At 68.8% G+C, this 21,915-nt stretch carries 18 protein-coding genes and 1 pseudogene; 2 read left to right on the top strand and 17 right to left on the bottom strand.

Going from position 1 to position 21,915, the window contains the following annotated elements; translation table 11 throughout:
• Positions 1–261: 261 nt before the first annotated feature.
• Positions 262–1,547, top strand: a pseudogene (hflX, locus tag JMJ56_RS18770) (GTPase HflX); the annotation flags it as partial.
• Positions 1,548–1,993: 446 nt separating this feature from the next.
• Here hflX and JMJ56_RS18765 read toward each other — a convergent pair.
• From JMJ56_RS18765 to JMJ56_RS18750, 4 genes are read right to left on the bottom strand one after another with little or no spacing between them, the layout of a single operon-like run.
• Complete coding sequence (locus JMJ56_RS18765; protein ID WP_202833304.1) at positions 1,994–2,779, bottom strand: inositol monophosphatase family protein; 786 nt, start codon at positions 2,777–2,779, stop codon at positions 1,994–1,996.
• Entirely contained in the window at positions 2,776–2,964 is a 189-nt protein-coding gene (locus tag JMJ56_RS18760) for a hypothetical protein (protein WP_202833303.1), read from the bottom strand. The genes JMJ56_RS18765 and JMJ56_RS18760 overlap by 4 nt, the downstream gene beginning before the upstream one ends.
• 10 nt (positions 2,965–2,974) lie before the next feature.
• A complete protein-coding gene (locus JMJ56_RS18755) occupies positions 2,975–4,369 on the bottom strand; it encodes a glutamine synthetase family protein (protein WP_202833302.1) in 1,395 nt (464 codons plus the stop codon).
• On the bottom strand, positions 4,366–5,526 hold the full coding sequence (locus JMJ56_RS18750) for a 2-aminoethylphosphonate--pyruvate transaminase (RefSeq protein ID WP_202833301.1): 1,161 nt from the start codon (positions 5,524–5,526) through the stop codon (positions 4,366–4,368). The genes JMJ56_RS18755 and JMJ56_RS18750 overlap by 4 nt, the downstream gene beginning before the upstream one ends.
• A gap of 244 nt (positions 5,527–5,770) precedes the next feature.
• Here JMJ56_RS18750 and JMJ56_RS18745 point away from each other — a divergent pair, with 244 nt between their 5' ends.
• Complete coding sequence (locus JMJ56_RS18745; RefSeq protein WP_328702420.1) at positions 5,771–6,616, top strand: carbon-nitrogen hydrolase family protein; 846 nt, start codon at positions 5,771–5,773, stop codon at positions 6,614–6,616.
• On the opposite strand, the gene JMJ56_RS18740 is transcribed toward JMJ56_RS18745, so the two are convergent.
• The 13 genes from JMJ56_RS18740 to JMJ56_RS18680 all read right to left on the bottom strand — a co-directional run bounded on the left by JMJ56_RS18740 (position 6,613) and on the right by JMJ56_RS18680 (position 21,688).
• Complete coding sequence (locus tag JMJ56_RS18740) at positions 6,613–8,253, bottom strand: GMC family oxidoreductase (RefSeq protein ID WP_202833299.1); 1,641 nt, start codon at positions 8,251–8,253, stop codon at positions 6,613–6,615. The genes JMJ56_RS18745 and JMJ56_RS18740 overlap by 4 nt on opposite strands.
• Positions 8,254–8,665: 412 nt before the next feature.
• On the bottom strand, positions 8,666–9,076 hold the full coding sequence (locus JMJ56_RS18735) for a CopD family protein (protein ID WP_202833298.1): 411 nt from the start codon (positions 9,074–9,076) through the stop codon (positions 8,666–8,668).
• Positions 9,076–9,426, bottom strand: coding sequence for a DUF3817 domain-containing protein (locus tag JMJ56_RS18730; protein ID WP_236037942.1), 351 nt, complete (start codon positions 9,424–9,426; stop codon positions 9,076–9,078). The genes JMJ56_RS18735 and JMJ56_RS18730 overlap by 1 nt, the downstream gene beginning before the upstream one ends.
• 81 nt (positions 9,427–9,507) lie before the next feature.
• On the bottom strand, positions 9,508–10,107 hold the full coding sequence (locus JMJ56_RS18725; protein ID WP_268885038.1) for a TetR/AcrR family transcriptional regulator: 600 nt from the start codon (positions 10,105–10,107) through the stop codon (positions 9,508–9,510).
• 255 nt (positions 10,108–10,362) lie between these two features.
• On the bottom strand, positions 10,363–11,781 hold the full coding sequence (locus tag JMJ56_RS18720) for an ABC transporter ATP-binding protein (protein WP_328702419.1): 1,419 nt from the start codon (positions 11,779–11,781) through the stop codon (positions 10,363–10,365).
• Entirely contained in the window at positions 11,778–12,566 is a 789-nt protein-coding gene (locus JMJ56_RS18715; protein ID WP_202833296.1) for an ABC transporter permease, read from the bottom strand. The genes JMJ56_RS18720 and JMJ56_RS18715 overlap by 4 nt, the downstream gene beginning before the upstream one ends.
• A complete protein-coding gene (locus JMJ56_RS18710) occupies positions 12,563–13,528 on the bottom strand; it encodes an ABC transporter permease (RefSeq protein ID WP_202833295.1) in 966 nt (321 codons plus the stop codon). The genes JMJ56_RS18715 and JMJ56_RS18710 overlap by 4 nt, the downstream gene beginning before the upstream one ends.
• Position 13,529: 1 nt before the next feature.
• Positions 13,530–15,068, bottom strand: coding sequence for an ABC transporter substrate-binding protein (locus JMJ56_RS18705; protein WP_202833294.1), 1,539 nt, complete (start codon positions 15,066–15,068; stop codon positions 13,530–13,532).
• A gap of 10 nt (positions 15,069–15,078) precedes the next feature.
• A complete protein-coding gene (locus tag JMJ56_RS18700; RefSeq protein WP_202833293.1) occupies positions 15,079–17,211 on the bottom strand; it encodes a TonB-dependent siderophore receptor in 2,133 nt (710 codons plus the stop codon).
• A gap of 375 nt (positions 17,212–17,586) precedes the next feature.
• On the bottom strand, positions 17,587–18,441 hold the full coding sequence (locus JMJ56_RS18695) for a hypothetical protein (protein WP_202833292.1): 855 nt from the start codon (positions 18,439–18,441) through the stop codon (positions 17,587–17,589).
• Positions 18,442–18,975: 534 nt separating this feature from the next.
• Positions 18,976–19,446 (bottom strand): type III secretion system chaperone, encoded by a 471-nt coding sequence (locus JMJ56_RS18690; RefSeq protein ID WP_202833291.1) that lies wholly within the window; start codon positions 19,444–19,446, stop codon positions 18,976–18,978.
• Positions 19,447–20,154 carry a hypothetical protein gene (locus tag JMJ56_RS18685; protein WP_202833290.1) on the bottom strand — a complete coding sequence of 236 codons (708 nt, stop codon included), beginning with the start codon at positions 20,152–20,154 and terminating at the stop codon, positions 19,447–19,449.
• 250 nt (positions 20,155–20,404) lie between these two features.
• On the bottom strand, positions 20,405–21,688 hold the full coding sequence (locus JMJ56_RS18680) for a M23 family metallopeptidase (RefSeq protein ID WP_202833289.1): 1,284 nt from the start codon (positions 21,686–21,688) through the stop codon (positions 20,405–20,407).
• Between the last annotated feature and the right edge of the window lie 227 nt (positions 21,689–21,915).

Genomic DNA, 21,915 nt, shown 5'->3' with positions numbered 1-21,915 from the left:
GCGAGAGCAGCGGCGGACCATCGCTGTCTCCAGGCCGGGCCGGTCGGTGACCGTGATGCGGCCTTCGCCGTAGCGGATCAGATGCGCCTCTCCCAATCAGGATCACCAAAGCTAAGCGCGGACGCACCGGCCGTTTCCCCCGACAAAGGAAACCATCCCACTGCTCGACAGGCCGACTGCCGCATCCGTTCCACATCGATGCGAGGACACAATTCCAACCTGGCGCATTGCGGCGATCACACCCGCACTTCGGACCAGACCATGACCGATTCCGATATCCCTCCCAACGGGCATGCCACCGCCGAAGCACCGACGCGCACTGCGGTCATCCTGCCGTGGCACGCCGAGGGCCAAATGCGCGATGCCGAGCCTCGCCTCGCCTCGCCGAAGCGGTCGAACTGGCTCGCTCGATCGGCCTCGATATTGTCCACACCGCAACGGTGAACCTGCGGGCGCCCCAGCCGGCTACGCTGCTCGGCTCCGGCCAGGTCGCCACGCTCGGCGCGGCCATGGCGGCGGTGCAGGTTGGGCTTGTCGTCGTTGATGCGACGCTGACACCCGTGCAGCAACGCAACTTGGAGCGTGAATGGCACTGCAAGGTCATCGACCGAACCGGTCTCATCCTCGACATCTTCGGTGAGAGGGCTCGCACGCGCGAGGGGCGGCTGCAGGTGGAGCTTGCGCATCTGCAATACCAGCGCAGCCGGCTGGTGCGGTCCTGGTCCCATCTGGGGCGGCAACGCGGCGGCTTCGGCTTCCTCGGCGGCCCTGGCGAGACGCAGATCGAGGCGGACCGCCGCTTGATCGGCGACCGCATCGCCCGGCTGCGGCAGGAGATCGAAAAGGTTCGCCGTACCCGCGGCCTGCACCGCGCCGCACGCCAGAGACCGCCGGCGCCGGTGGTTGCGCTCGTCGGCTATACCAATGCCGGCAAGTCCACGCTCTTCAACGCGCTGACCGGTGCCGGCACCTTCGCCGAAAACCAGCTCTTTGCGACGCTCGACCCGACGATGCGGAGCCTCGGCCTGCCCTCGGGGCGGCGGGCGATCCTCTCGGATACCGTAGGCTTCATCAGCGCGTTGCCGACCGAGCTGATCGCCGCCTTCCGCGCCACGCTCGAGGAGGTTGCGGAGGCTGACCTGATCCTGCATGTCCGAGACGTCGCCCATCCGGACAGCCAGGCGCAGCGTGCAGATGTGGTTGCGGTGCTGGACGGCATGGTGGAGGACGGCACGCTGGACGCCGATTGGCGCCATCGCAGCCTCGAGGTGCTGAACAAGGCGGATCTGCTGGGCGGCGTCGCGCAGGTCACGGCACGGGCTGGCGAGATCGTCATCTCCGCCACCACCGAGGAGGGGCTGCCGACACTGCGCGCGGCGATCGACGCGCGGCTGTCGGAGGCAACGGTGACCGCCGGTTACGACATCCCGACGAATGACGGCGGCCAGCTCGCCTGGCTGTATGGCCATGGCGAGGTGATCGGGCAGCAGGACAGCGACGACTCCATCCATGTCACGGTGAGGCTCTTACCCGAGGAACGCGCGCGTTCGAGCGACAGCATCTGCCGGAGGCCGGAGCGCCCCGGCCGGATTCGCCTGAACGGTAGGGTTGCGCAGCACGGACACGGCCACCCACCCATGCCCGAGCAGGACGCCTGCCGATAACCGAAGATCATCGAAAGCCCGGCGACGAGACGAAGCCGGGCGGGCACGGGCAGCCACCGGCCGGCCAGGGGCCGAATGCAGCAGGTCCCTGCAATGCCCATGCCGCCTTACCGCGCGACGCGCCTGGACCCTGGGGCACTGGCGAGGTCCCTTTCCATCCGGACGGGGGCCGGCCCGCCGCGGATCCCGACAAGACTGCCGATGAACTGCTTGCTCGCAGCAACCCAGGACAGGCAGCGAAGGGCGAGGCCAGCCCGGAAACCGCCGGCAAGCCCGATCCGGCCTGGCCTGACGGACGGTCCGCCACATCCGGGCGGTCTCCAGCGCAGCTATGCCGCCAGAAGCGAGACCGCCTGCGGCAGCAGGACCGCATCGCCCACCGCCAGGGCCTGGCCCGGCCCGCCCGGGCGCAGGGGCTGGCCGCTCCAGTCGGTGATGCGGCCGCCGGCTCCCTCGATCACCGGCACCAGCGCGGCCCAGTCCCAGACCTTCATGTCACCCTCGGCGATGATGTCGATCTGCCCAAGCGCCAGCAGCCCGTAGGCATAGCAATCGCCGCCCCAAGATACGCGGCGTACCTGCGAGGCCAGCCGCTGCCAGCCCGGTGCCAGCGCCGCAGCAACCATCTCCGGACTGGTGCAGGACAGTTCCGCCCGGCCGAGCTCCGGGCAGGGCCTGCACCCCGGACGGCCGCCGAAGGGGCCGCGGAAGCGCGTCGGCTGCCCCTCGACGCCGATCCAGCGCTCGCCGGTGATGGGCTGGTCGATAACGCCGAGGATCGGGCGGTCCCCATCCAGCAGCGCGATGAGGGTGCCGAAGACCGGGCGGCCAGTGATGAAGGCACGGGTGCCGTCGATCGGGTCCAGCACCCAGCGCAGCCTCGCCTCCGGCTGTTGCAGGCCGAATTCCTCGCCGAGGATGCCGTGATTCGGGCAGCGCTCGCCGAGCACGGCGCGCATCGCCTGCTCGGCGGTGCGGTCGGCGATGGTGACCGGGCTGCGATCCTCCTTCAGCGCGGCATCAAGGCCTTGGGCAGCGCGGAAGAAGGGGCGGATGACGGCCCCGGCCACATCCGCCGCGGCTTCGGCAGCGGCGATCCAGGCGGCCTCGGTCACGCCACCACCCGCATCGTCTTCAGGGGGCGGTCGCTGGCACCGGGCGGTAAGAGCCCCGCCTCGAGCCCGGGGCGGAGGCGGGCGAAGAGCCCACGCCGCCAGCCCGGCTTATGCCCCGACAGACGAAAGACGATACTGCCGGATCGGCCATGCTGCGTCGGGGTGCCCATCTGATCGTTGGCCATCGATGGTCCTTCAGGCCCGCTCGAGATAGCGGGCGATTTCCCAGTCGGTGACACGACGGTCCTGTTCCGACTGTTCCCAGGCGGCGGCGCGGACATAATGGTCGATCACCGCGTCGCCGAAGGCGGCGCGCAGTACGGCGGAGCCGTCGAGCGCCGCCATCGCCTCGCGCAGCGTGGTCGGGATCTCCGGCATCCCTTCGGCGAGATAGGCATTGCCCTCGGCCGGCGGGTCGAGCGGCAGGCGCTGCTCCAGCCCGTGCAGCCCCGCCGCGATCAGCGCGGCATAAGCCAGATAGGGGTTCACATCGGCGCCCGGCACGCGGCATTCGGCGCGCAAGCTCTTCCCATGGCCCAGCACGCGGAAGGCGGCGGTGCGGTTGTCGCGGCTCCAGACCGCCTTGGTCGGCGCGAAGGACCCGGGCTGGAAGCGCTTGTAGGAGTTCACCACCGGCGCGAGAAACAGCGTCATCTCCCGCAGCAGGGCGATCTGCCCGGCAAGGAAATGCCCGAACTCGGCCGAGAGGCCCTCCGGCCCGGCCGTTGCCGGCTCGCCACCCGGGGTCCAAAGCGAGAAGTGGATATGTCCGCTGCTGCCCGGTTGCGCCTCGTGCCACTTGGCCATGAAGCTCGCCGTCTTGCCGGCGGCCTGGGCGATCTCCTTCACCCCGGTCTTGTAGATGACATGCCGGTCGGCGCTCTCCAGTGCCGGGGCGTGCAGCAGGGTGATCTCCGCCTGGCCCGGTCCGCCCTCGCCCTTCGAGGATTCGATCGGGATGCCGGCGGCTTCCATGTTGTTGCGGATGGTACGGATCAGCGGCTCCCGCCCGGTGCCCTGGAAGACCTGGTAGTCCTCCGAATAGAAGCCATCCGGCGTCAGGCCACGGTAGGCTCCGGCGCGAAGCTGTTGCCAATCGCCCTGGAAGACGGTGAATTCCAGCTCGGAGGCCATGCTGGCGGTGAAGCCCGTGGCAGCGAGCCGCTCCAATTGCCGGCGCAGCATGCTGCGCGGCGCATGCGGCACCAGGTGGCCTTCGTGGTCCACCGTATCGCCGAGCACCAGCAGCGTGCCCGGCTGCCAGGGCAGCAGCCGAGCGGTGGCCGGGTCGGGGCGGATGGAGAAATCGCCGAAGCCGCGCTCCCACCCGCTGGAGCGGAGGCCGGGGATCGGCACCATCTCGGCATCGACGCCGAGCAGGTAGTCGCAGGCATGCATATCCTCGCCCGCTTCCGCCCGCGCCTGGCGCGCGGTCAGCCGCTTGCCGACCAGGCGCCCCTGCATGTCCACCATGCAGACCAGGAGGGTGTCGGTACCCTCGGCGGCGAGCATGCGGCGGAAGCCGTCCTCGGCCGGGGCGTCGTTGGCCGCCGACGGTGCCATGGCGACCGGGCGCGAGGTCGCTCTCATGGCCGCTGCTCCGGGCCCGCCGCCGCGCGCCGGGCAAGGCCCGCGCCGCCGCCAGGCTGGCGCCGGGCAGAGACGAAGGCGCGCGTCGCCTCCACCAGCTCATCCACCCAGCCGGGTTCGATCTGGCCGATGCAGCCGATGCGGAAGCTGCGGCTTGCTTCGTGGAAGCGAGCATAGATCAGCAGCCGGGCGTTGCGCAGATGCTGGTAGTAGTCGGCGAAAGCGAGCGCATCCGGCACCACCGTGTCGTTGCGGAAGGCGACGCAGATCGGCGTCTGCACCTCCGGCCGCAGGATGGGCGAGAAGCCGAGCGGCCGCAGCCCCGCGATCAGCCGGTCGCGGATGGCGGCGTAGCGTGCATGGCGGCCCGCCACCGTCTCCTGCCGCAGCGCCATCAGTCCGGCGCGCAAGGCCTGGGCCACATGGGTCGGCGGCGTGGAGCGCCACTCGCCATTCTCCTCGAAGCCGCGCCACTGGTCGTAGAGGTCGAGGGTATAGGTTCGGGCCACCGTCAGTTCCGGCGTCAGCATGGCGCGGCGGACGATGGCGAAGGCGATGCCCGGCGGTGCTTCCACACACTTGTTGCCCGACGAGATGAGGATGTCGAAAGGGTGCCGGGCGGCATCGATCTCGATCGCCCCGAAGGCGCTCATGGAATCGACGATGCTGGTGACGCCGCGGCTGCGCGCCAGCGCCAGGAGGTCCGGCAGGGGGTTCAGGATGCCGGAGGTGGTCTCGCAATGGACGAAGTAGAGGTGGGTGATCTGCGGGTCGGCGGCCAGCCGTGCCGCAACCTCTTCCACCGAAACCGGCTCGGTGATGGGGCGGGTGAGCACCACATGGCCGAGCCGGTGGCGGCGCAGGATTTTCGCGGCGGTCTCGCCATAGACGCCGTTGGCGCAGACCAGGACCTTGTCGCTGTCCTTGAGGAAGGTGGTCAGCGCTGCCTCGATGACGAAGGTGCCGCTGCCCTGCATCGGGATGGTGGAGTAGTCGGGGCCTGCATGCGCCAATTCCTGGATCCATTGGCGGGTATCGCGGGTCACTTGCCGGAAGGAGATGTCGCGAGAGCCGAGGTCATTCTGCATCGAGGCTTTCACCTCCGGGGCGAGGGCCAACGGCCCGGGCGTGAGCAGGCGGGGATGTCTCGAAATCATTGGTGCTTCCTTGGGGCGCCCCGGGCCGTGCCCCGGGTTGGCCCATGCGCTGGCGTTGCTGCCTTGCTGGCCTAAGAGTAGAAGCAAAGTGGCAGTGGCGGGGGCAACGCCGCGTCAATGGAGGGGTTCTTCGCGCTGCAGCAATGTCCTTAATAAAAACCGCTGGGTTGGATGCCTCGTACATTAACGTACCTGACGGGGTTGGTGCCTTGTGTATGCGGAACTATTGGCGGGATCGGTCGTCATGGCGGCCGTTGGGAAGGAATACTCAATGCGTGTCGCGGCATGCCAAATGAACTCGCGCGGCGACACGGTGGCCAACCTCGCCACCGCGCTCGGCCTGCTGGACGAGGCTGCGGCCGGAGGTGCTGACCTCGCCGTGCTGCCGGAGTATTTCGACTATCTCGGCACGGATGAGGGGGCGCTCGCCGCCGCCGAGCCCATTCCCGGACCGTTGTCTGAGGCGATCGGGGCACGGGCGCGGAAGCTAGGCCTCTGGGTGCTGGCGGGCTCGCTCCATGCCCGTGCCGCAGATGGGCGCTGCTCCAATGCCAGCCTGCTCTTCGACCGCGAGGGGCGGATCGCCGCCCGCTACGACAAGCTGCACCTCTTCGATATCGGCCTCGCCGGGCAGCCCAGCTATCGGGAATCGGCCACCGTCGGCGGCGGCGACCAAGTGGTGACGGCGGAGATCGAAGGCCTCCGGGCCGGGCTCTCGGTCTGCTACGACATCCGCTTCCCGGAGCTCTACCGGCTGCACATGCTGGCGGGCGCCCGGCTGCTGCTGGTGCCGGCTGCCTTCACCCGGCACACCGGCCTGGCACATTGGGAGCTGCTGCTGCGCGCCCGTGCAGTGGAGAACCAGTGCTTCGTCATCGCCGCCGCGCAGGTCGGTGAATCGATCGCCGGCCGCGCCTGCTTCGGCCACAGCATGATCATCGATCCCTGGGGGCAGGTGCTGGCCTGCCAGCCCAAGGGGGTCGGCGTCGTGGCCGCGACGCTCGACCTGGCGCGGCAGGAGGCGCTGCGGGCCGAACTCCCGGCCCTCGCCAACCGCCGCGCCGACATCTACCGGCTGGAAACCCGTTAGGTGGCTTCCAGCACCGTCTCCACGGGCCGCGCCGCACCCGGCCGCAGCGCCGCGGCGATGAGTTCGGCCCCGCGCTCGCCGATCATCAGCGCCGTCGCATTGGTGTTGCCGGCGATGTGGCGGGGGAAGACCGAGACATCGGCGACCCAGAGCCCCTCCATCCCCTGCACAGCGAGGTCCGGCGCAACCACCGCCGCCGCATCCGCCCCCATCCGGCAGGTGCCGGCCGGGTGGTAGAAGGGCCGCGTCGCCTCCCGCAGATAGGCGAGGTCCGCCCCCCGCCCCGCCGCGGCCGCGGGTACGCCGATCAGGCTGTGCAGCCCGGCGCCGAAGGGGCCGGTGCCCGCCATGCGCCGCACCCAATCGAGCCCATGCAGCAGCACCGCCACGTCGTCCTCATGCTCCAGCAGGCGGGGATGGATGGCGATGGGCGCCACCGGATCGGCCGAGCGCAGCTCCAGCCAGCCGCGCGAGCGCGGGAAATTGGCGTTCATCAGGATGGTGGCGAGGTTGCGGCGCGGGATCACCCGCTTGCCGCCGCGGCCGATGGTCGAGCCATAGGGGAAGATGTGGAATTGCAGGTCCGGCTCCGCCGCCTCCGGCGTCGAGCGGAAGAAGGCAAGGGCCTGCGCCGTCGGCACGCTCACCGGCCCGTCATGCCGCACCAGCCAGCGAGCCAGATGGTAGGCGGCGCGGAGCGGTGTGGTCTCGCGGTTGGCGGTCGGGGCCGCCATCTCGGCCTGCACGTAGAGGCCGGGATGCTCCATCAGGTTCCGCCCCACCTCCGGGCAGTCGAGCACCGGGGCGATGCCGAGGCGCCGCAGCGCCGCGGCCTCGCCGATGCCGGAGAGCATCAGCAGCTGCGGCGTGTTGATGGCGCCTGCCGTCAGCACCACGCCGCGCCGCGCGACCACCTCGAGCGCCGCCCCGCCGCGCCGCGCCGCAAGGCCGGTCCCCCTTCGGCCGTCGAAGCGGAGGCGTTCCACCAGCACATCGTCCAGCACGGTGAGGTTCGGCCGGCCGAGCACCGGGGCAAGGAAGGCGTCGTAGGCGGAATGCCGCCGTCCTTCGCGGATCGAGCCCTGGTTCCAGCCGATGCCCTCATGCTGCGGGCCGTTCAGGTCGGCGGAGCGGGGGATGCCGCAGGCGACGCCGCTCTCGATGAAATCCGCGGCCAGCCGGTGCCGCCAGCGCAAGGCCGAGACGCGCTGCGGGCCCGCTCCCCCACGATGCGTGGCGTCCGGCGCATCGGCCGTTTCCAGCCGGCGGAAGGCCGGCAGCACGTCGCGCCAGCCCCAGCCGGTGCAGCCCATCGCCTCCCATGCGTCGTAGTCGGCAGCGGCGCCGCGGACATAGATCATGCCGTTGATGGCGGAGCTGCCGCCGAGGGTCTTGCCACGCGGCCAGAGCTCCGCCTGGCCGCCGCGGGTCGGGTCGGGCTCGGACTGATAGGCCCAATCGTAGCGCGGGTTGCCGATGGTCCGCAGCAGCGCCGCCGGGAGGCGGGTGATGCCGAGCCGGTTGCGTCGCCCGGCCTCCAGCACGAGGACGCGCAGGCCTGGATCGGCGGAGAGGTGGGCCGCCAGCGCGCAGCCAGCACTCCCGGCGCCGACCACGACGATATCGGCTTCTACCATTCTGGCATTCGGCGGCATCGGGGAACCTCTGGACACTGGGGGCAGCATCAAGGTTCCCTGCAAATTTTCGTGCGTCTATCATCATTGTTTGTGAATGCTCGCTTCAGCCAGGGCCTGTGGCTTCTTCTGGGGAAGAAATGGACAGGACTGCGCGGGCATGCCGTCCGTTGAAAGGCTCCTGCAAACCCAGGAGCTCCGCATGTCCCGAAGATAGCTCTGCGGCAAATTCTGCGGCGGAGCCCAGCCTCCTGCGGCAGGCTCGGGATCAGGCCCCCTGACATCGAGAACCGTCATGGCGACGCAGGAGGTTCCGTATGTCGAGGGCAGCCAAGGGCGCCCGCGTGTCCGGTGGCGATGCCGTGGTCCTGGCAGCACTTGGCCTTCGATGGCCATCGCCGTCCGCCCACCACTCTCAGAACGGCTTGGCGACGGCCAGCACCGCGATTGCGACGAGTGACAGAACCACCGCCACTGGAGCCCGGCCAAGGCCGCGTGGCGGTCGTCCCGCCTCAAGCGCCAGACGACGGAGCGCGCCGGCCTGCAGGCCGTGCAGGCCGGTGAGCGCGACGACAAGCAGCAGCTTGGCGGATAGCCAGCCTGCTCCGAACCAGCCCTCACCAAGCGCCGTGGCGATGCCGAAGGCCCATGCGGATAGCAACGCCGGAACGGTGACGCGCTGGTCCCACTGGCGCAGCCGGACTAGGACGCCGGGGCTGACGCTGTCCCGCAGCGCCGCCGCGACCGCGAGCGATTGTGCGAGAAGCCCGCCGGCAAAGAGAAGCACCGCCGCGACGTGCAGAGCCTTCAGCCAGGGCTGCTCCATCACGCCCTACCCTGGCCAGCCGCCACCAGCGCCGCTTCCTTCCGTTGCAGCAGCCCGGCGCTGAGGAGGGTGCCGAACGGGACGAAAGCGGCGATCGTCAGCCGCAGGATCTCACCCCGGCGCCAGGAATCGTTCGAAACGGTCGCGAGGATCATCCACGCATAGGCCACGAAGGCCAGGCCGTGCACCGGCCCCACGACCTTCGTCGCCGCAGGCAGACCAAACAGATGCTTGGCCGGCATGGCGACGAGCACGAGGACGACCAGCGTCATCCCCTCTGCCAGCGCTGCCAGGCGCAGACGTCGAAGCTGCCTCAACTCCGCTGCCCTGATCCCGTCGTCATGGTTCATGCACCGATCACCGATTGTCATGGGTTGGCCCGCGTGCCGGCTCGCGGCGCGCGCGAGCGACATCGCGGCATTCCGGTCCGGCTAGCTCGGCAGCGCTGCGCCGGCGCGGCGAAGCAAGGCATCGAAGGCATGGCGCGCCCGCGTCTCGGCAGCAGGGTCACGCAGGAAGCGGGCCGAGGCATGATGGCTGAGATAGATGCCGCATAGCTCCCAGACGAATTGCTCGATGTCTGTCTCGACGTTCAGGTGCCCCAGCGCGACGGCGGATGCGGTGAGGGAGCGGAGAAGCTCGCGCCACTCCTTCTCCAATGCGGCGATGTGCTCGCGTACCCTTCCCTCACTGTCATCCAGCTCGAACAGGGCGGAGGCGACGGGACAGCCGCCGGGGAGGCCGGCGCGCGAGGGCCAGCCGATCCACCGCTCCACCAGCCCGCGAAGCCGAGGCAAGCCTTCCGGTGCCCTCATCGCGGGCTCGACGACATGCACGTGCGCCAGGCGCGCCGCCTCGTCGAGCAACGCCAGCTCGAGCTGCTCCTTGGAACGAAAATGGGCGAATAGGCCGCTCTTGGACAGGCTGGCTGCCTCAGCCAGCCGGCCGAGGGTCACGCCCGACAAGCCATCGACGCTCAACGCGCGAAGGCCGTGGTGGAGGAGTGAGACGCGGGTCGCTTGCGACTTCATACGGCATAGTACGACCGGTCGTACTATTTCACAAGTGCTGCTTGTTGTCGCGTCGATCATCCCGTGTGGGAAGCAGGCCACTGCCGTCAGCCAGATCGCATCGGGTGTCTTGCTGGCCGCTGCCACCGCATGGCGGCGGATCCAGCCCGCACAGCACGGTAGCTGCAACACCTGCTGGCTCTCGGGCTTACGTTCTCCTCAGCGCGATGCAGTATGGTCGTCGCCTGCACAGCAGAAACACCATCAGCCGCCCGCTCAACACTCGGCGCCGCTGGGCCTCAGCTGCACAACCCTGTCGGCCAGCTTCGCGGCCAGTGCCGCATCATGCGTCACCAGGAGCACACCCAGGCCACGCTCCGTAACCAACTCACCGAGGAGATTCGAGACCTCACCTTGGGTGATGGGGTCGAGGCGCGATGTCGGCTCGTCGGCGAAGAGGAAAACGGGATCGAGCGCGAGGACACGGGCCAGCGCGAAGCGTTGCAGCTCGCCGCCCGACAGCGCCTCCGGCCTGCGGTCCAGCAGGAGCGGGCCGAGGCGCAGCCGATCGAGCAGTGCTGCGATGGCGGCCCAGGAGAGGCCATGGCGCTGCGCCAGGTCGCTCAGCGCCTGCCGCATGGTCTGGTGCGGCGCGAAGGCGCTGGGAGGATCCTGATACAGCTTGCCGAAGCGCCAAGGCGCCACGCCGGGGAGACGCCGGACCTGACCCGCATCCGGCCGCAGCAGCCCGAGCAGCACGTCCCCGAGCGTGGTCTTGCCGCAGCCGCTCGGGCCGGTGACGGCGACGATCTCGCCGCGGAGCACAGAGAAAGTAATCCCTCGCAGCACGGGGCGGCCGCCGAAGCTGCGGCGCACCCCTTCGGCCGTGACCGCCACCTCCCCACGGGGTGCGGGCCGTGGCGGCAAGGCAGGCCACCGCGCTGGTTCCGCCTCCAGCAGACGCCGCGTGTAGCCGTGGGACGGATGCTCCAGCACCGTCTCCGCCGGCCCCCGCTCCATCACCCGGCCCTCCAGCATCACCGCCACCTCGCCGCCCAGGGCCCGGGCGATGGCCACGTCATGCGTCACGCAGACCACCGTCCGGCCACGGTCCGCCTCGGCCCGCAGCCGCGCTCCCGCCTCGTCGCGCCGGTCGGCATCGAGCCCCTTGGTCGGCTCGTCGGCGAGGAGCACCGGCGCCCCGGAGGCGCGCAGGGTAGCGAGGGCGAGGCGCTGCGCCATGCCGCCGGAAAGCTGGAACGGATAGTGCGCGGCGGCACCGTCGAGCCCCAGCTCCGCCAACCGCGCCCGCGCCTCCAGCTCGGAGGCGGCAGCGGGCATTCCCCGCACCAGCCGGTAGACCTCTGCCACCTGGCCCAGGGCGCGCATGGTCGGGTCCAGGGCGAGCCAAGGCTCCTGCGGCAGCGTCGCCAGGCGGCGGCCCCAGAGCGCCCGCCGGACCGAATGGGTGGCGGACAGCATCTCGGTCCCGTCCAGCATCACGCGCCCGCTGGCGCGCAGTCCTGGCGCCAAGCTTCCCATGGCGGCCGCGAGAACCAGCGACTTGCCCGAGCCGGTTTCGCCCAGCAGCGTCAGCGGCTGTCCGGGCCGCGCTTCCGCATCGACGCCGCGCACCAGCGCCGTCCCATCCGCCGCCGTCACATCAAGCCCCGCGAAGGTCAGCACGGCATTCACCCGCGCGCCTGTCCCGCCAGCAGATGGCAACCCAGCACGGCCATGAAAACCAGGGCCGCCGGCATCAGCACCATCAGCGGCGCCTCATAGGCGTAGGGCAGGAGCTCGGTCGTCATGCTGCCAAGCTCGGCCGTGGGCGGATGGATGCCCAGCCCGATGAAGGAGAGGGTCGAGATCGCAAGCACGGCGCTCCCCATCCCGAAGGCGGCGAGCACGCCCAGGGTCGGCAGGAGGCCCGGCAGCAGCAGGCGCCACAGCACATAGCCCGGCCCGAAGCCGAGCAGGCGTGCCGCCTCCACATGCGGCCGCGCCAGCAGGCCGCTGGCCATGGCGCGCGCAACCCGGAAATATTCGACCCAGCCTGCGAGGGCGAGGCCGAGATAGAGCGGCAGGAACTCGCCCGGCGCGAAGGCGGCGAGCAGCAGGACCAGCAGCAGGCCCGGCAGCGCCAGCACCGCATCGGCGGCCAGCACCAGGCCGCCTTCCACCCAGCCGCCGCGCCAGGCCGCGAGGATGCCGAGCAACGTGCCGGGGATGGCCGCGCTGGCGACCGTCACCGCTGCGAGCAGGAGCGAGAGCCGGGTGGCATGGGCCAGCCGTGCCAGCATGGACCGGCCCAGATGGTCGGCGCCAAGCCAGTAGTCGGTACCCGGCGGCGCGAGGGAGTCCGCCAGGATCTGATGGGCCGGATCGGCGCCGGCGAGCCAGGGCCCCAGCAGGCCGAAGCCCAGCAGCGCCACGATCAGCAGCAGCCCGAGCCTGCGGCCAGGCGCGAGGGCCCTCATGTCGCCGCCCTGGCGCGGCGCGGGTCGGCCAAGGCGCAGGCGAGGTCCACGAAGGCATTCACCAGGACGAAGATCAGCCCCAATGCCAGCGCCGTGCCCTGCACCACCGGCACGTCGCGCGCAAAGATGGCGTGCACCAGCGCATGCCCAATGCCTGGCCAGGAGAAGAGGCTCTCCACGATGATGAGCCCCTCGACAAGGCCGATGAGCTGGAGGCCGAGCAGGGCCACGACGGGAATCGCCGCGTTGCGCAGGCCATGCCGCAGCACCACGGCCCGCTCCGGAAGACCCTTCCACCGTGCGAAGGCCATGAAGGGGGACGCCGCCACGACTGCGACAGAATCCCGTGCCACCCGCGCGGACAGCGCCGCCAAGCCAAGTGCCAGGGTCAGGGCCGGCAGGACGAATTCGCGCCATCCCTCGAAGCCCGCGGGCGGAAGCCAGCCGAGATGGATGGAGAATACCGTCACCAGAAACAGGCCGAGGGCGTAGGCAGGGATGGCCCGGAGGAGGACGGAGAGCCCGAGCGTGATCCGGTCCATCGGGCCTCCCGGCCGCAGCCCGGCCAGGAGCCCCAAGGGAAGCCCAAGCAGGGCCGAGAGCGGCAGCGCGACGCCGGCCAGCGCCAACGTGTAGCCGAGCTGCATGGTCAGCTCCTCCAGCACCGGCTCGCCGGTGACGAGGGAATGGCCGAGATCGAGCCGCATCAGGCGGCCAACCCAGTCCAGGAACTGCACAGCCCAGGGCCGGTCCAGCCCCAGCTCCTGCCGCACCAGCGCGGCCGCGGCCGCATCGCCCATATCCGGGCCGTAGCGCGCAGCAGCGAGGCGGAAGGCCTGGTCGCCCGGCAGTGCGGCCATCAGCGCGAAGCCGAGCGCGCCAACGATCAGGGCGACGAGCAGCGCCTGGGTGAGACGCATGAGGACAGGCCGCAGGAAGCGGCCCAGGGAGCGCCGGCCCATGTCAGCGCAGCCAGGCGATGTCATGCAGCCGGTAGCTGGTCTCGAACGGGTCCACCGTGACGCCAGCGAGATCGCGGCTGACGGCGACGCCCAGCTCCGACCAGGCGATCGGGATGACCGGCAAGGCCTCGCGCAGGATTCCGGCTGCCTGCCGGCGTGCGGCGGTCGGGTCCCCCGCCGGCGCTGAGAGCGCGTGCAGCGCGGCGTCGAGGGCCGGATCGGACCAGCCCATGGCGCCCCAATCGCCCCCGCCGGGCTGGAAATCCTGCAGGAGGGTAGCGAGCGGGTCCGGGACCAGCGCGTAGTTGCGCGCCATCAAGGCCATCTCCAAGGTGCCGTCGCGGTGGCCGCGCGGGATGTCCGAGGAGTTGCCGATGGCCACCGACATGTCGATGCCGAGTTCGCGGAACTGCGCCTGGAGCGCGGTAGCGATCGGCGGCAATTCCGGCCAGTTGATGTAGGTGATGCAGCGGCAGGCGAAGCGGCGGCGCCCAGCATCCACCAGGATGCCGTCCTGGCCCGGGCGCCAGCCCGCTTCGGCCAGCAGGGTTCGCGCCCTCTCCAAGTCGCGCCGCGGTGGCGGAGCGGGAAGGTGCCAGTCCTGCAATGTCGGCGGGAAAAGCTGGTCCGCCGCCATCGCAGGATTCCGCACCAGGGCCGCGGCAATGCCCTGGCGGTCGATCGCCAGGCTCAGGGCTTGGCGGACCCGTTGGTCCGCGAAGTACGGCGAGGCGGCATTGAGCTTCAGGATGCGTGTGCGCGGCACGGGAACGGTGAGGACCTCAAGCCGCGGGCTGCGGCGGAGCCGCGCCACGGTCACGGGCTGCAATGCCATGGTCAGGTCCGCATGCCCGCTCTCCGCCATCGTGGCACGCGCCTCGCCCTGCGACACGACGAGGTAGGAGGCACGCCCGATGGCCGGGCGAGGCCCCCACCACCCCTCGAACCGCTCGACATCGAGTTGCAGCGGAGGTGAGAAGCGTTCGACGCGGAAAGGTCCGGTACCGATCACCGCGCGGACCCTGCCCGCTTCGTCATAGGCCGCGGGGGCGAGGATCATGCTGGCATAATTCGCCAGGACGGCCGGCAGCGGCGCGAAGGGGCGGCTCAGGCGGATCAGCACCGCGTCGCTCGTGGCCTCGATGGCAGCGACCGGCACGCGGGAGAAAGGCGAGGCGGCAGCATGGGCGTGGCGGAGGCTCTCCGCCGCCGCCTCGGCCGTCAAAGGGCTGCCGTCATGGAAGCGCACGCCGGGCCGCAGCACGAAGCGGTGCAGCAGGCCGTTCGGCGAGGTGCTCCAGCATTCCGCCAGCATCGGCACCGGGCGGCCTTCCGGATCTGCACCCAGGAGCATCTCCCCGACACCCATGCGGGCGAACACATGGCCGGAGCGCGCCGGGTCGGGCCCGGCGAACTCGAAGGGGGCAACCACCCGCAACACGCGCTCGCCCGGCCGACGCGTGGTTGCGGGGGCATGGCTTCGGGCGGGGCGCGCGACGAGGGTTGCAGCGCCCAAGGCACCGAGCGAACGGCGGAACATGCAGGAGGCTTTAAAGGCGGATCGTCACACCGCCAAGCAGGGTCAGCGGCGCGCCGGGCGAAACCCAGACGCTGCTGTAGGAGCGGTCGTAATAGGTCCTGTCGAAGAGGTTGTTCACGTTGAGGTTCAGCCGCACGCGATCGCCGATCCTGTAATAGGCCAGCAGGTCCACGGTGGCATAGGCGGGCAGGCGGAAGGCGGAGCCGACCGTATCGCCGGCACGACTCCCGACGAGGTTGACGCCGCCGCCAAGCCCGAGCCCCTGCAGCGAGCCCGCCTGGAATTCGTAGACATTGAGCAGGCTTGCGCTGTGCCGTGGCACGTTCAGCAGCCGGGTGCCGGGACGCAGCGCGGCGTCGCGGGTCACCTCGGCGTCGATATAAGCGTAGCCGCCGATCATGCGCCATCCCGGCAGCGGGTTGCCCGCCAGGGTCAGGTCGAAGCCCCGGCTGCGAACCTCGCCGGCCGCGATGCTGTAGGATGTGTCGGCCGGGTTGGCCGTCAGCACATTCGCCTTCGTGATGTGGAACAGGGCGGCGGTGGCGCTCAGCCGGTCGTCGAACAGGTCGAATTTGGCGCCCACCTCATACGCCTCGCCCCTCTCCGGCGCGAAGGAACGGCCGCCAATATCCCCGCCGCGATTGGGCCGGAAGGACTGTGCATAGCTGGCATAGGCCGAGACATTGCCGGTGAGCTCATAGATGAGGCCGACCCGCGGCGTCGCGGCGGTCTGCGTCTGGGGCGAGGCGATGCCGGTGCTGCGCTGGCTGAAATCCTGGTCGAAGTGCTCGACACGGATGCCCGCCACCAGCTTCAGCCGGCCGGTAAGCGATATCTGGTCCTGGAGGTAGGCTGCATAGTTGCTGCTGTTCTCCAAGGTGTTGGAGCGGCGCGTCAGCGCAGGAAGTCGCTGGCCGTAGGCAGGGCTGAGGATGTCGATGGCGAAGGGGGAGATGCCGGGATTGGAGCGGTTCAGGATCTCGCGGTTGTGGTAGCGCTCGTATTCGAGGCCGGCTAGCAGGGTGTGGCTCACCGGCCCCGTCGTGAACCGGCCGACGAGGTTCAGCTGGACGTCGAGGTCGTTCCAGGCGAATTCGCGCCCCCGCAACTCGCGGCGCAGGGTACGGCCATCGGCTAGAAGGCTGCTCGGCTCCACCGCGCGGCCCTCCAGGTTGCCGCCGAAGTACTGGACGCCGCCGCGCAGGCTCCAGTCATTGTTGATGCGGTGATCGAAGCGGAGCTGGCCGAGGCCGCTGGTGTTGCGGTTGGTGCCGACCCCCGGTTCGCCCAGGAAGCGGTCGCGCGGGATCACGCCGGGACGGTTGCCGTAAGCCACCACTCCGCGGTCGAAGGTGCGGTCGTTGTGCAGGAACTCGCTTTCGAGGGTGATGGCCGTGTCGGGGGAGACCCGCCAGGTGAAAGCCGGGGCGAGGTACTGCCGGCTGCTCTCGACATGGTTGCGGAAGCTGCCGCCACCTTCGACTGCGCCATTCAGGCGGTAGCTGGCGGAGCCGTCTGCGCGCAGGGCACCTGCGGCGTCGACGGTTCCCCGCCAAAACCCGTGGCTGCCGAACAGGCCGCCGAGGACGGCCGAGGTCTCGGCCATGGGCTGCTTGGTGACGATGTTCAGCGTGCCGCCCGGGTCGCCACGCCCGTAGAGCAGCGAAGCCGGGCCGCGCAGAACCTCCAGCCGCTCGACCGCCGCCGTGTCGGGCGAGCCCTGGTAGCCGCGGTTGAGCGGGAAGCCGTTCCGGTAGTACTCGCCTGTGGCGAAGCCGCGGACATTGTACTCGTAGAGGGTCTGGCCACCGAAATTGTTGCCGCGCGCGACGCCGCCGACATAGTCGAGCGCCGCATCCACGCGGACAGCAGCGGTGTCGTCGAGCACCGCTCGTGGCACCACACTGATCGACTGCGGGATCTCCCGGATCGACGTGTCGGTCCGGGTTGCGCTGACCGACCGGGTAGCCCGGTAGCCATCGACCGGGCCATCAGCACGCTCACCCGCCGCGGTGACCGCCAGCTCGGGAAGCAGGACTGCCTCGCCCGCGGCTTGCTCTTCCGCCGTAGTCTGCGCTACCGACTGCAGGGCAAGGATCACGGCCAAGGTGAGGGTAACGGCCGGGAAGTTCGGGCGAAGCATGCGGCCATCCGTTCGATGATGCGGTCCCTTAGCAGCCATATAAGACTGAGGCAATGTTATAACATAACATAATGCTTTCCGAGTGAGCCTGATGGCCTCAAGCCTGCGATGCTCAGTCGACCGTGAGCCATGGGAGGAACGCTTCGTTCGCATCGCCACCTTCGGCGCCTCCCAGCGGGGCTGACAAGCTCGCAATTCAAGGCGCCTGACGGCCGTGCCCGGGTGAGGGCTGATGTCTCGAGCTGGAAGGACGTCACCGGTCAAGGACCACGTCCGCAAACAGGCCGGCCGAAGGTGACCGAGATAGCCTCCGCCACAAAGCGCCGAACCGCAAGCTTGAGCCCGGAGGGCTGCGCTACGTCCCATCACGGCAGATCAAAAGGGAAAGCCGAAGTTGACGTGATAAACCGTCAAACCGTCGCCGAAGATGACGCTTGCGCCGATACGTGGGTTGGCGATGCCGAAAATCCTCGCTGGCTCTGAAGAGCCTATGGAAAACCCTATTTCCGTTTGATTGGTGACGCGGAGCGGAGACCGAAGGTACCGGTCGAACCGCAGAGCCTTCGGATAATAGTACTCGGCGACGTAGAGACCGACATCTGGCACGAGATCGCCAATCCTGCGTTGCAGCGGACGGCGAATCTCAACTGCTGCCTGCAGCGACCAGTAATCCTCACGCTGGCCGGGACCCATATCCCTGCTGCCTGTCAGCACCATGCCATTGCCGATGGCCAGCCGGTAATTGCCTATCTGCCGTTCATACCGCGTACGCACTCCGGCCAGATAGATCCAGGAATCGGCATTACTGATTCCGTTGCCGAAGGCATGACCTACGCCGCCCTGGGCGAAGGGCTTGACTACAAGGCTGTCGGTGACAGGGATATGCAACTCCGCTCCCGGCAGTGCGGCAAGTGACCACTGACTTACCTTCAATCGTCTCCCGTCCGGGTTTGCTTCAAAATCGTACAAGCCGAGCTGGAGGGGCAGCAACAAGTTCACTTTCCAGCCGTCGCGCCCACGCTCGTACAACCGCAGCGACAGCGGTAGCGTGTACGCAGACGCCCTCAGCCCTCCGACCGAATAACCGCCGAACCCCAACAAGGCGGCATAGGAGTAATTCACGCTTACTGTGGTGTTGGGTAAGGGCTGCGCAAACGCCGGATGCTGCATGAATAGAAAATTGCTGGTGCCGGCAGCGGCCAAGAGCGGCAAGCGCAGCGCCAAACTCATGATCGGCGCTATCATGGCTTTCAACTCATGCGCCTCCCGACTTCGGACCGACGTCGGCTGATGGCAGGATGTGCCTTCAGCCGTAGGCCAGCCAGGGCTTGCCGAGGGTGGTGCCAGGGTCCGCCGCATGCCTCAATCAGATGAGCCTGAGCTCGGCCAGCTATCGTCGGCGAACGGGGCTGGTGGCTAGCGTCGATGTCGCCTCTCATTCCAACGTTCCTGTCGCTGGGCATGGTCCAAGCTGCGTTGGCTCTGCTCCTCGTCCTGTGCGCTCTGCTGCATCATGCAGTCCGCAAACGCTTCGGTTCCCGGGCGGAAGCCGAAGCCGGTGCACTGACGTCGATAGTGTGCCTGATCAAACCGCTCCATCGCGTCCACGGCCGCGCAACCGGTCATTGCCAGCGAGGACAAGGCGATGGCCAATACCACGCGCCAGGAAGGCCGCTTCGCACCTGCCATCATGGATGCTTCGCCACGGTTGGTCCGAGCTCACGAGTTGTCGAAAAGTACGGAAGCAGGCTTTGAGATGCGCCGTCAGCCACGAATCTGATGACGGCCGTCCGACTGCGGAGCCGACGGCAAAGGAGTGCCAACCCGAGAGCCTTCGGTGGCAAACCTGTCGGTGAGCATCTCGGCAGTGCTGACGAAGCTTCCGACCGTGGCTTCGAATGCCGGCAGATCCAGGCCGGCAAGCGCGAGCTGACGCTGCAGCACGACGAGCCCCGTCGCCGGCTCGCGCGCGATGGTGGCGTCCGCGGTACCGAGGCCGTAGAAATTCGCGTCCAGCAGCCGCCCATAGTCCTCGGCGGCCGGCGTCTCGAACTTGCCGAGCGGCGAGAGCAGCAGCAAGCGCTCCCCATCCTCCGCATACTCTATCTCCACGAGCACATCATCGACGGCCATGCGTGCGATGCCCAGGCTGTCGAAGGCGAGCTCAGGCGTGTCGAGGAGTGCTGCAAGTTCGCCGAGCAATGTCTCGGCTTGCTTCCTGCCACCTTGTGCCATCTACGGTGCTCCTCCAGGACGCTGAATGGAGTTCGCCTCGAGTTCGCGGCTGCTCATCGTGCTGATCTCTCTCAGGATCTCCACGGCCGCCTGCCGTGCTTCCTCGATGCTCGGGTCCCTGTCCGCAGCCCGGGCATTCCGAACCTGGGCTGCCACGCGTTCCGTCAACATCGCCGCGTAAGCGCGATGCTGGGCAGGAGACAGCGACGGGCTGACACCGGCATGCTCGGCGACACCCGGAAACAAGCGGTCGGACACGAATTGCATCCGGTTCCGCAGGTTCGGGTTCTGCCCGGGCGGCGACGGGATGAAGCGAGATGCGACTCCTGCAACCTGCGTCTGCACATCCAGCGCAGCGGCCGCGAGGATGGCCCTCGTCCGGCGTATCGAGAGCGGCTTTCCGCTGTTCATGACAAGTGTGCCATCGGGGCTGCGCCGTATGTCGGGACGGCTGGACAGGATCGCCCGCTCGCTGAGCGCCTGTCCGTAGGTTTCCTTCAGGGCGCTGAACAGGCTTTCGACCGCGGCCCTGTTGTCCGCCCGTGCGCTCGCTGTTCCGAAGAACTGCCGTACACGGTTGGGAAAATTGCGCACCGTAGCAAAGGCCGTTCCCATGGCACTTTGCCGAGTAAGAACCTGGTCCTTGTCGGAAAACCTGTTCGAATTCACCAAGCCAGTGAACTCGCTGACGCCCATCGGCCCCGGCATGGCTTGCCCCTCATCCGTAAGGCGACATTCCTTGGCAGCACAGGCCAGCACCACGGAAATTTAGGGAATTCCAGCACGGCGGCATCGCTGTGGAGGATTGTATGACGGCAGGAACCGCATGGCTTGGCTGGCGGGCTGCCGAAGAAGACGCAGGCAGCGGAGCATGTCGGGCTGACGTACGGCTTTGCCGGATGATGCGTGCCCGCGGCCTGTCAGAAAGGACTACCGATGCCGGGTACCCAAGGCTGGGTCAGGGGAAGGCGACGATGTCGAGGTTCAGCGGCAGCACCCGGCGCCGCTCCGTCGTGCCGGCGGCGCTGGTCTCGACAGGTTCGCCGGCCTGGACCTTGCGCTCGAGCTCGTTGACGGTTCCGGCCACGCGGCGGCTGAGGTCCCATTGCTCGAAGACGAAGGGCAGGCCATTCGCATCCAGGGCCGAGGGGCCGTCCATCACCTGGAAGTGCAGATGAGGCGCACTGGTATTTCCGGAATTGCCAAGCAGGCCAAGCTCCGCACCCTGCTCGACCACATCGCCTGACTGCACGCGGACGCTGCCTGGAACCATATGCGCATAGAATGCGTAACGTCCGGCGCCGATATCGGTGATGACGTGGTTGCCCAGGATATCAGCAATGGGCAGGTCGGACGGTAAAGCCCCTATGGGTTGGTTGGGCAAGCCGTCACGGATGCTGACCACCCGACCGGGCGCCGCCGCAAGCACGGGCTGCCCGTAACCAAGCCAGCTGCGCGGGTCGCCTGGGTTTCCGGCCCAGGCCCGGCCAGTGGACTCATCCAGGCGGATGAAGTCGATCGCGAATGTCTGGGCCGGGCGGAGGGCGCCGTTGATGGGAAGCACGGCAGTTCGGTGGTCGCTCAGCATTTCACAGCAGCCGAGGGCAACCATCCAGCCACCGCCGCGAAGCGGCGGCGCGAGGGCGACGGCGTCGTCACGACAGATCTCGGCGCGTCCGGCCACGGCGGACACCACAGTGCCGCCGGCTTGGCTTTGCGTCACCCGATGCGCGATGGCCGTTGGAATGTCCTCGGCCCGCTCGAATGTGACATCGAGGAAGACGAGGCCGCCCTGACCGGGTTCGAGCTGGGACGAGTAGCGTTGTCCGCCTGCCTCCTGCTCCACCGGGTAGGGACGGATCATGCCGGTGACTTGCCGGCCGCCTCCGTCCTGCACCTTGTCCGAACCGACTGGTATATTCTCCCGCGCCGGATCGACGGGCGTGACGGCCTCGATGGTGACGCGCGATCCGGCCAGGTTGAGGAAGCGGATGGCATAGGCAAGATGATGACGTCCGTCGGAGCCAAGCACGGGCACGATCGGCCCTTGCACCACCGACCAAACCGCCGGCGTCAGGGCCGGAGGCGCCGCAGGAGCGTCGCGCCGCTCGGCGCTTTGCCCCGATGATGACTGGCGGCAGGCGGCGGAGACACGATCATCGGCTGCGGCGCCGTGCAGGACAGTCAGCACGAGCGCGGCCGACAAGGGCGCCATGACCACCCCGGGCAGTTTCATTGTCATCGGATGCGCCCCTGTTCCCTACAGCGGTTTGCTGCCCTCGCCACGACGATCGGAACGCCGGTGCTTCCGGCGGCTCCATCGTGGTGAGGAGGGAGTCGATGCCGTGGGCACCGAACGCTTCTTCCAAACAAGCACAGGGATCCATGACAGGTCTAGCGTCACGCGATCGAAGGCCGGCGACACACGGTCAGACACACGGCGCTGCGCCTCGCGCGGGCTCCGGTCGG

Origin of the sequence: Belnapia arida (assembly GCF_016773205.1) — a bacterium.
Lineage (GTDB): Bacteria > Pseudomonadota > Alphaproteobacteria > Acetobacterales > Acetobacteraceae > Belnapia > Belnapia arida.
The sequence above is the reverse complement of the archived record's forward strand: the minus strand, read 5'-3'. Positions and strand labels throughout refer to the sequence as shown.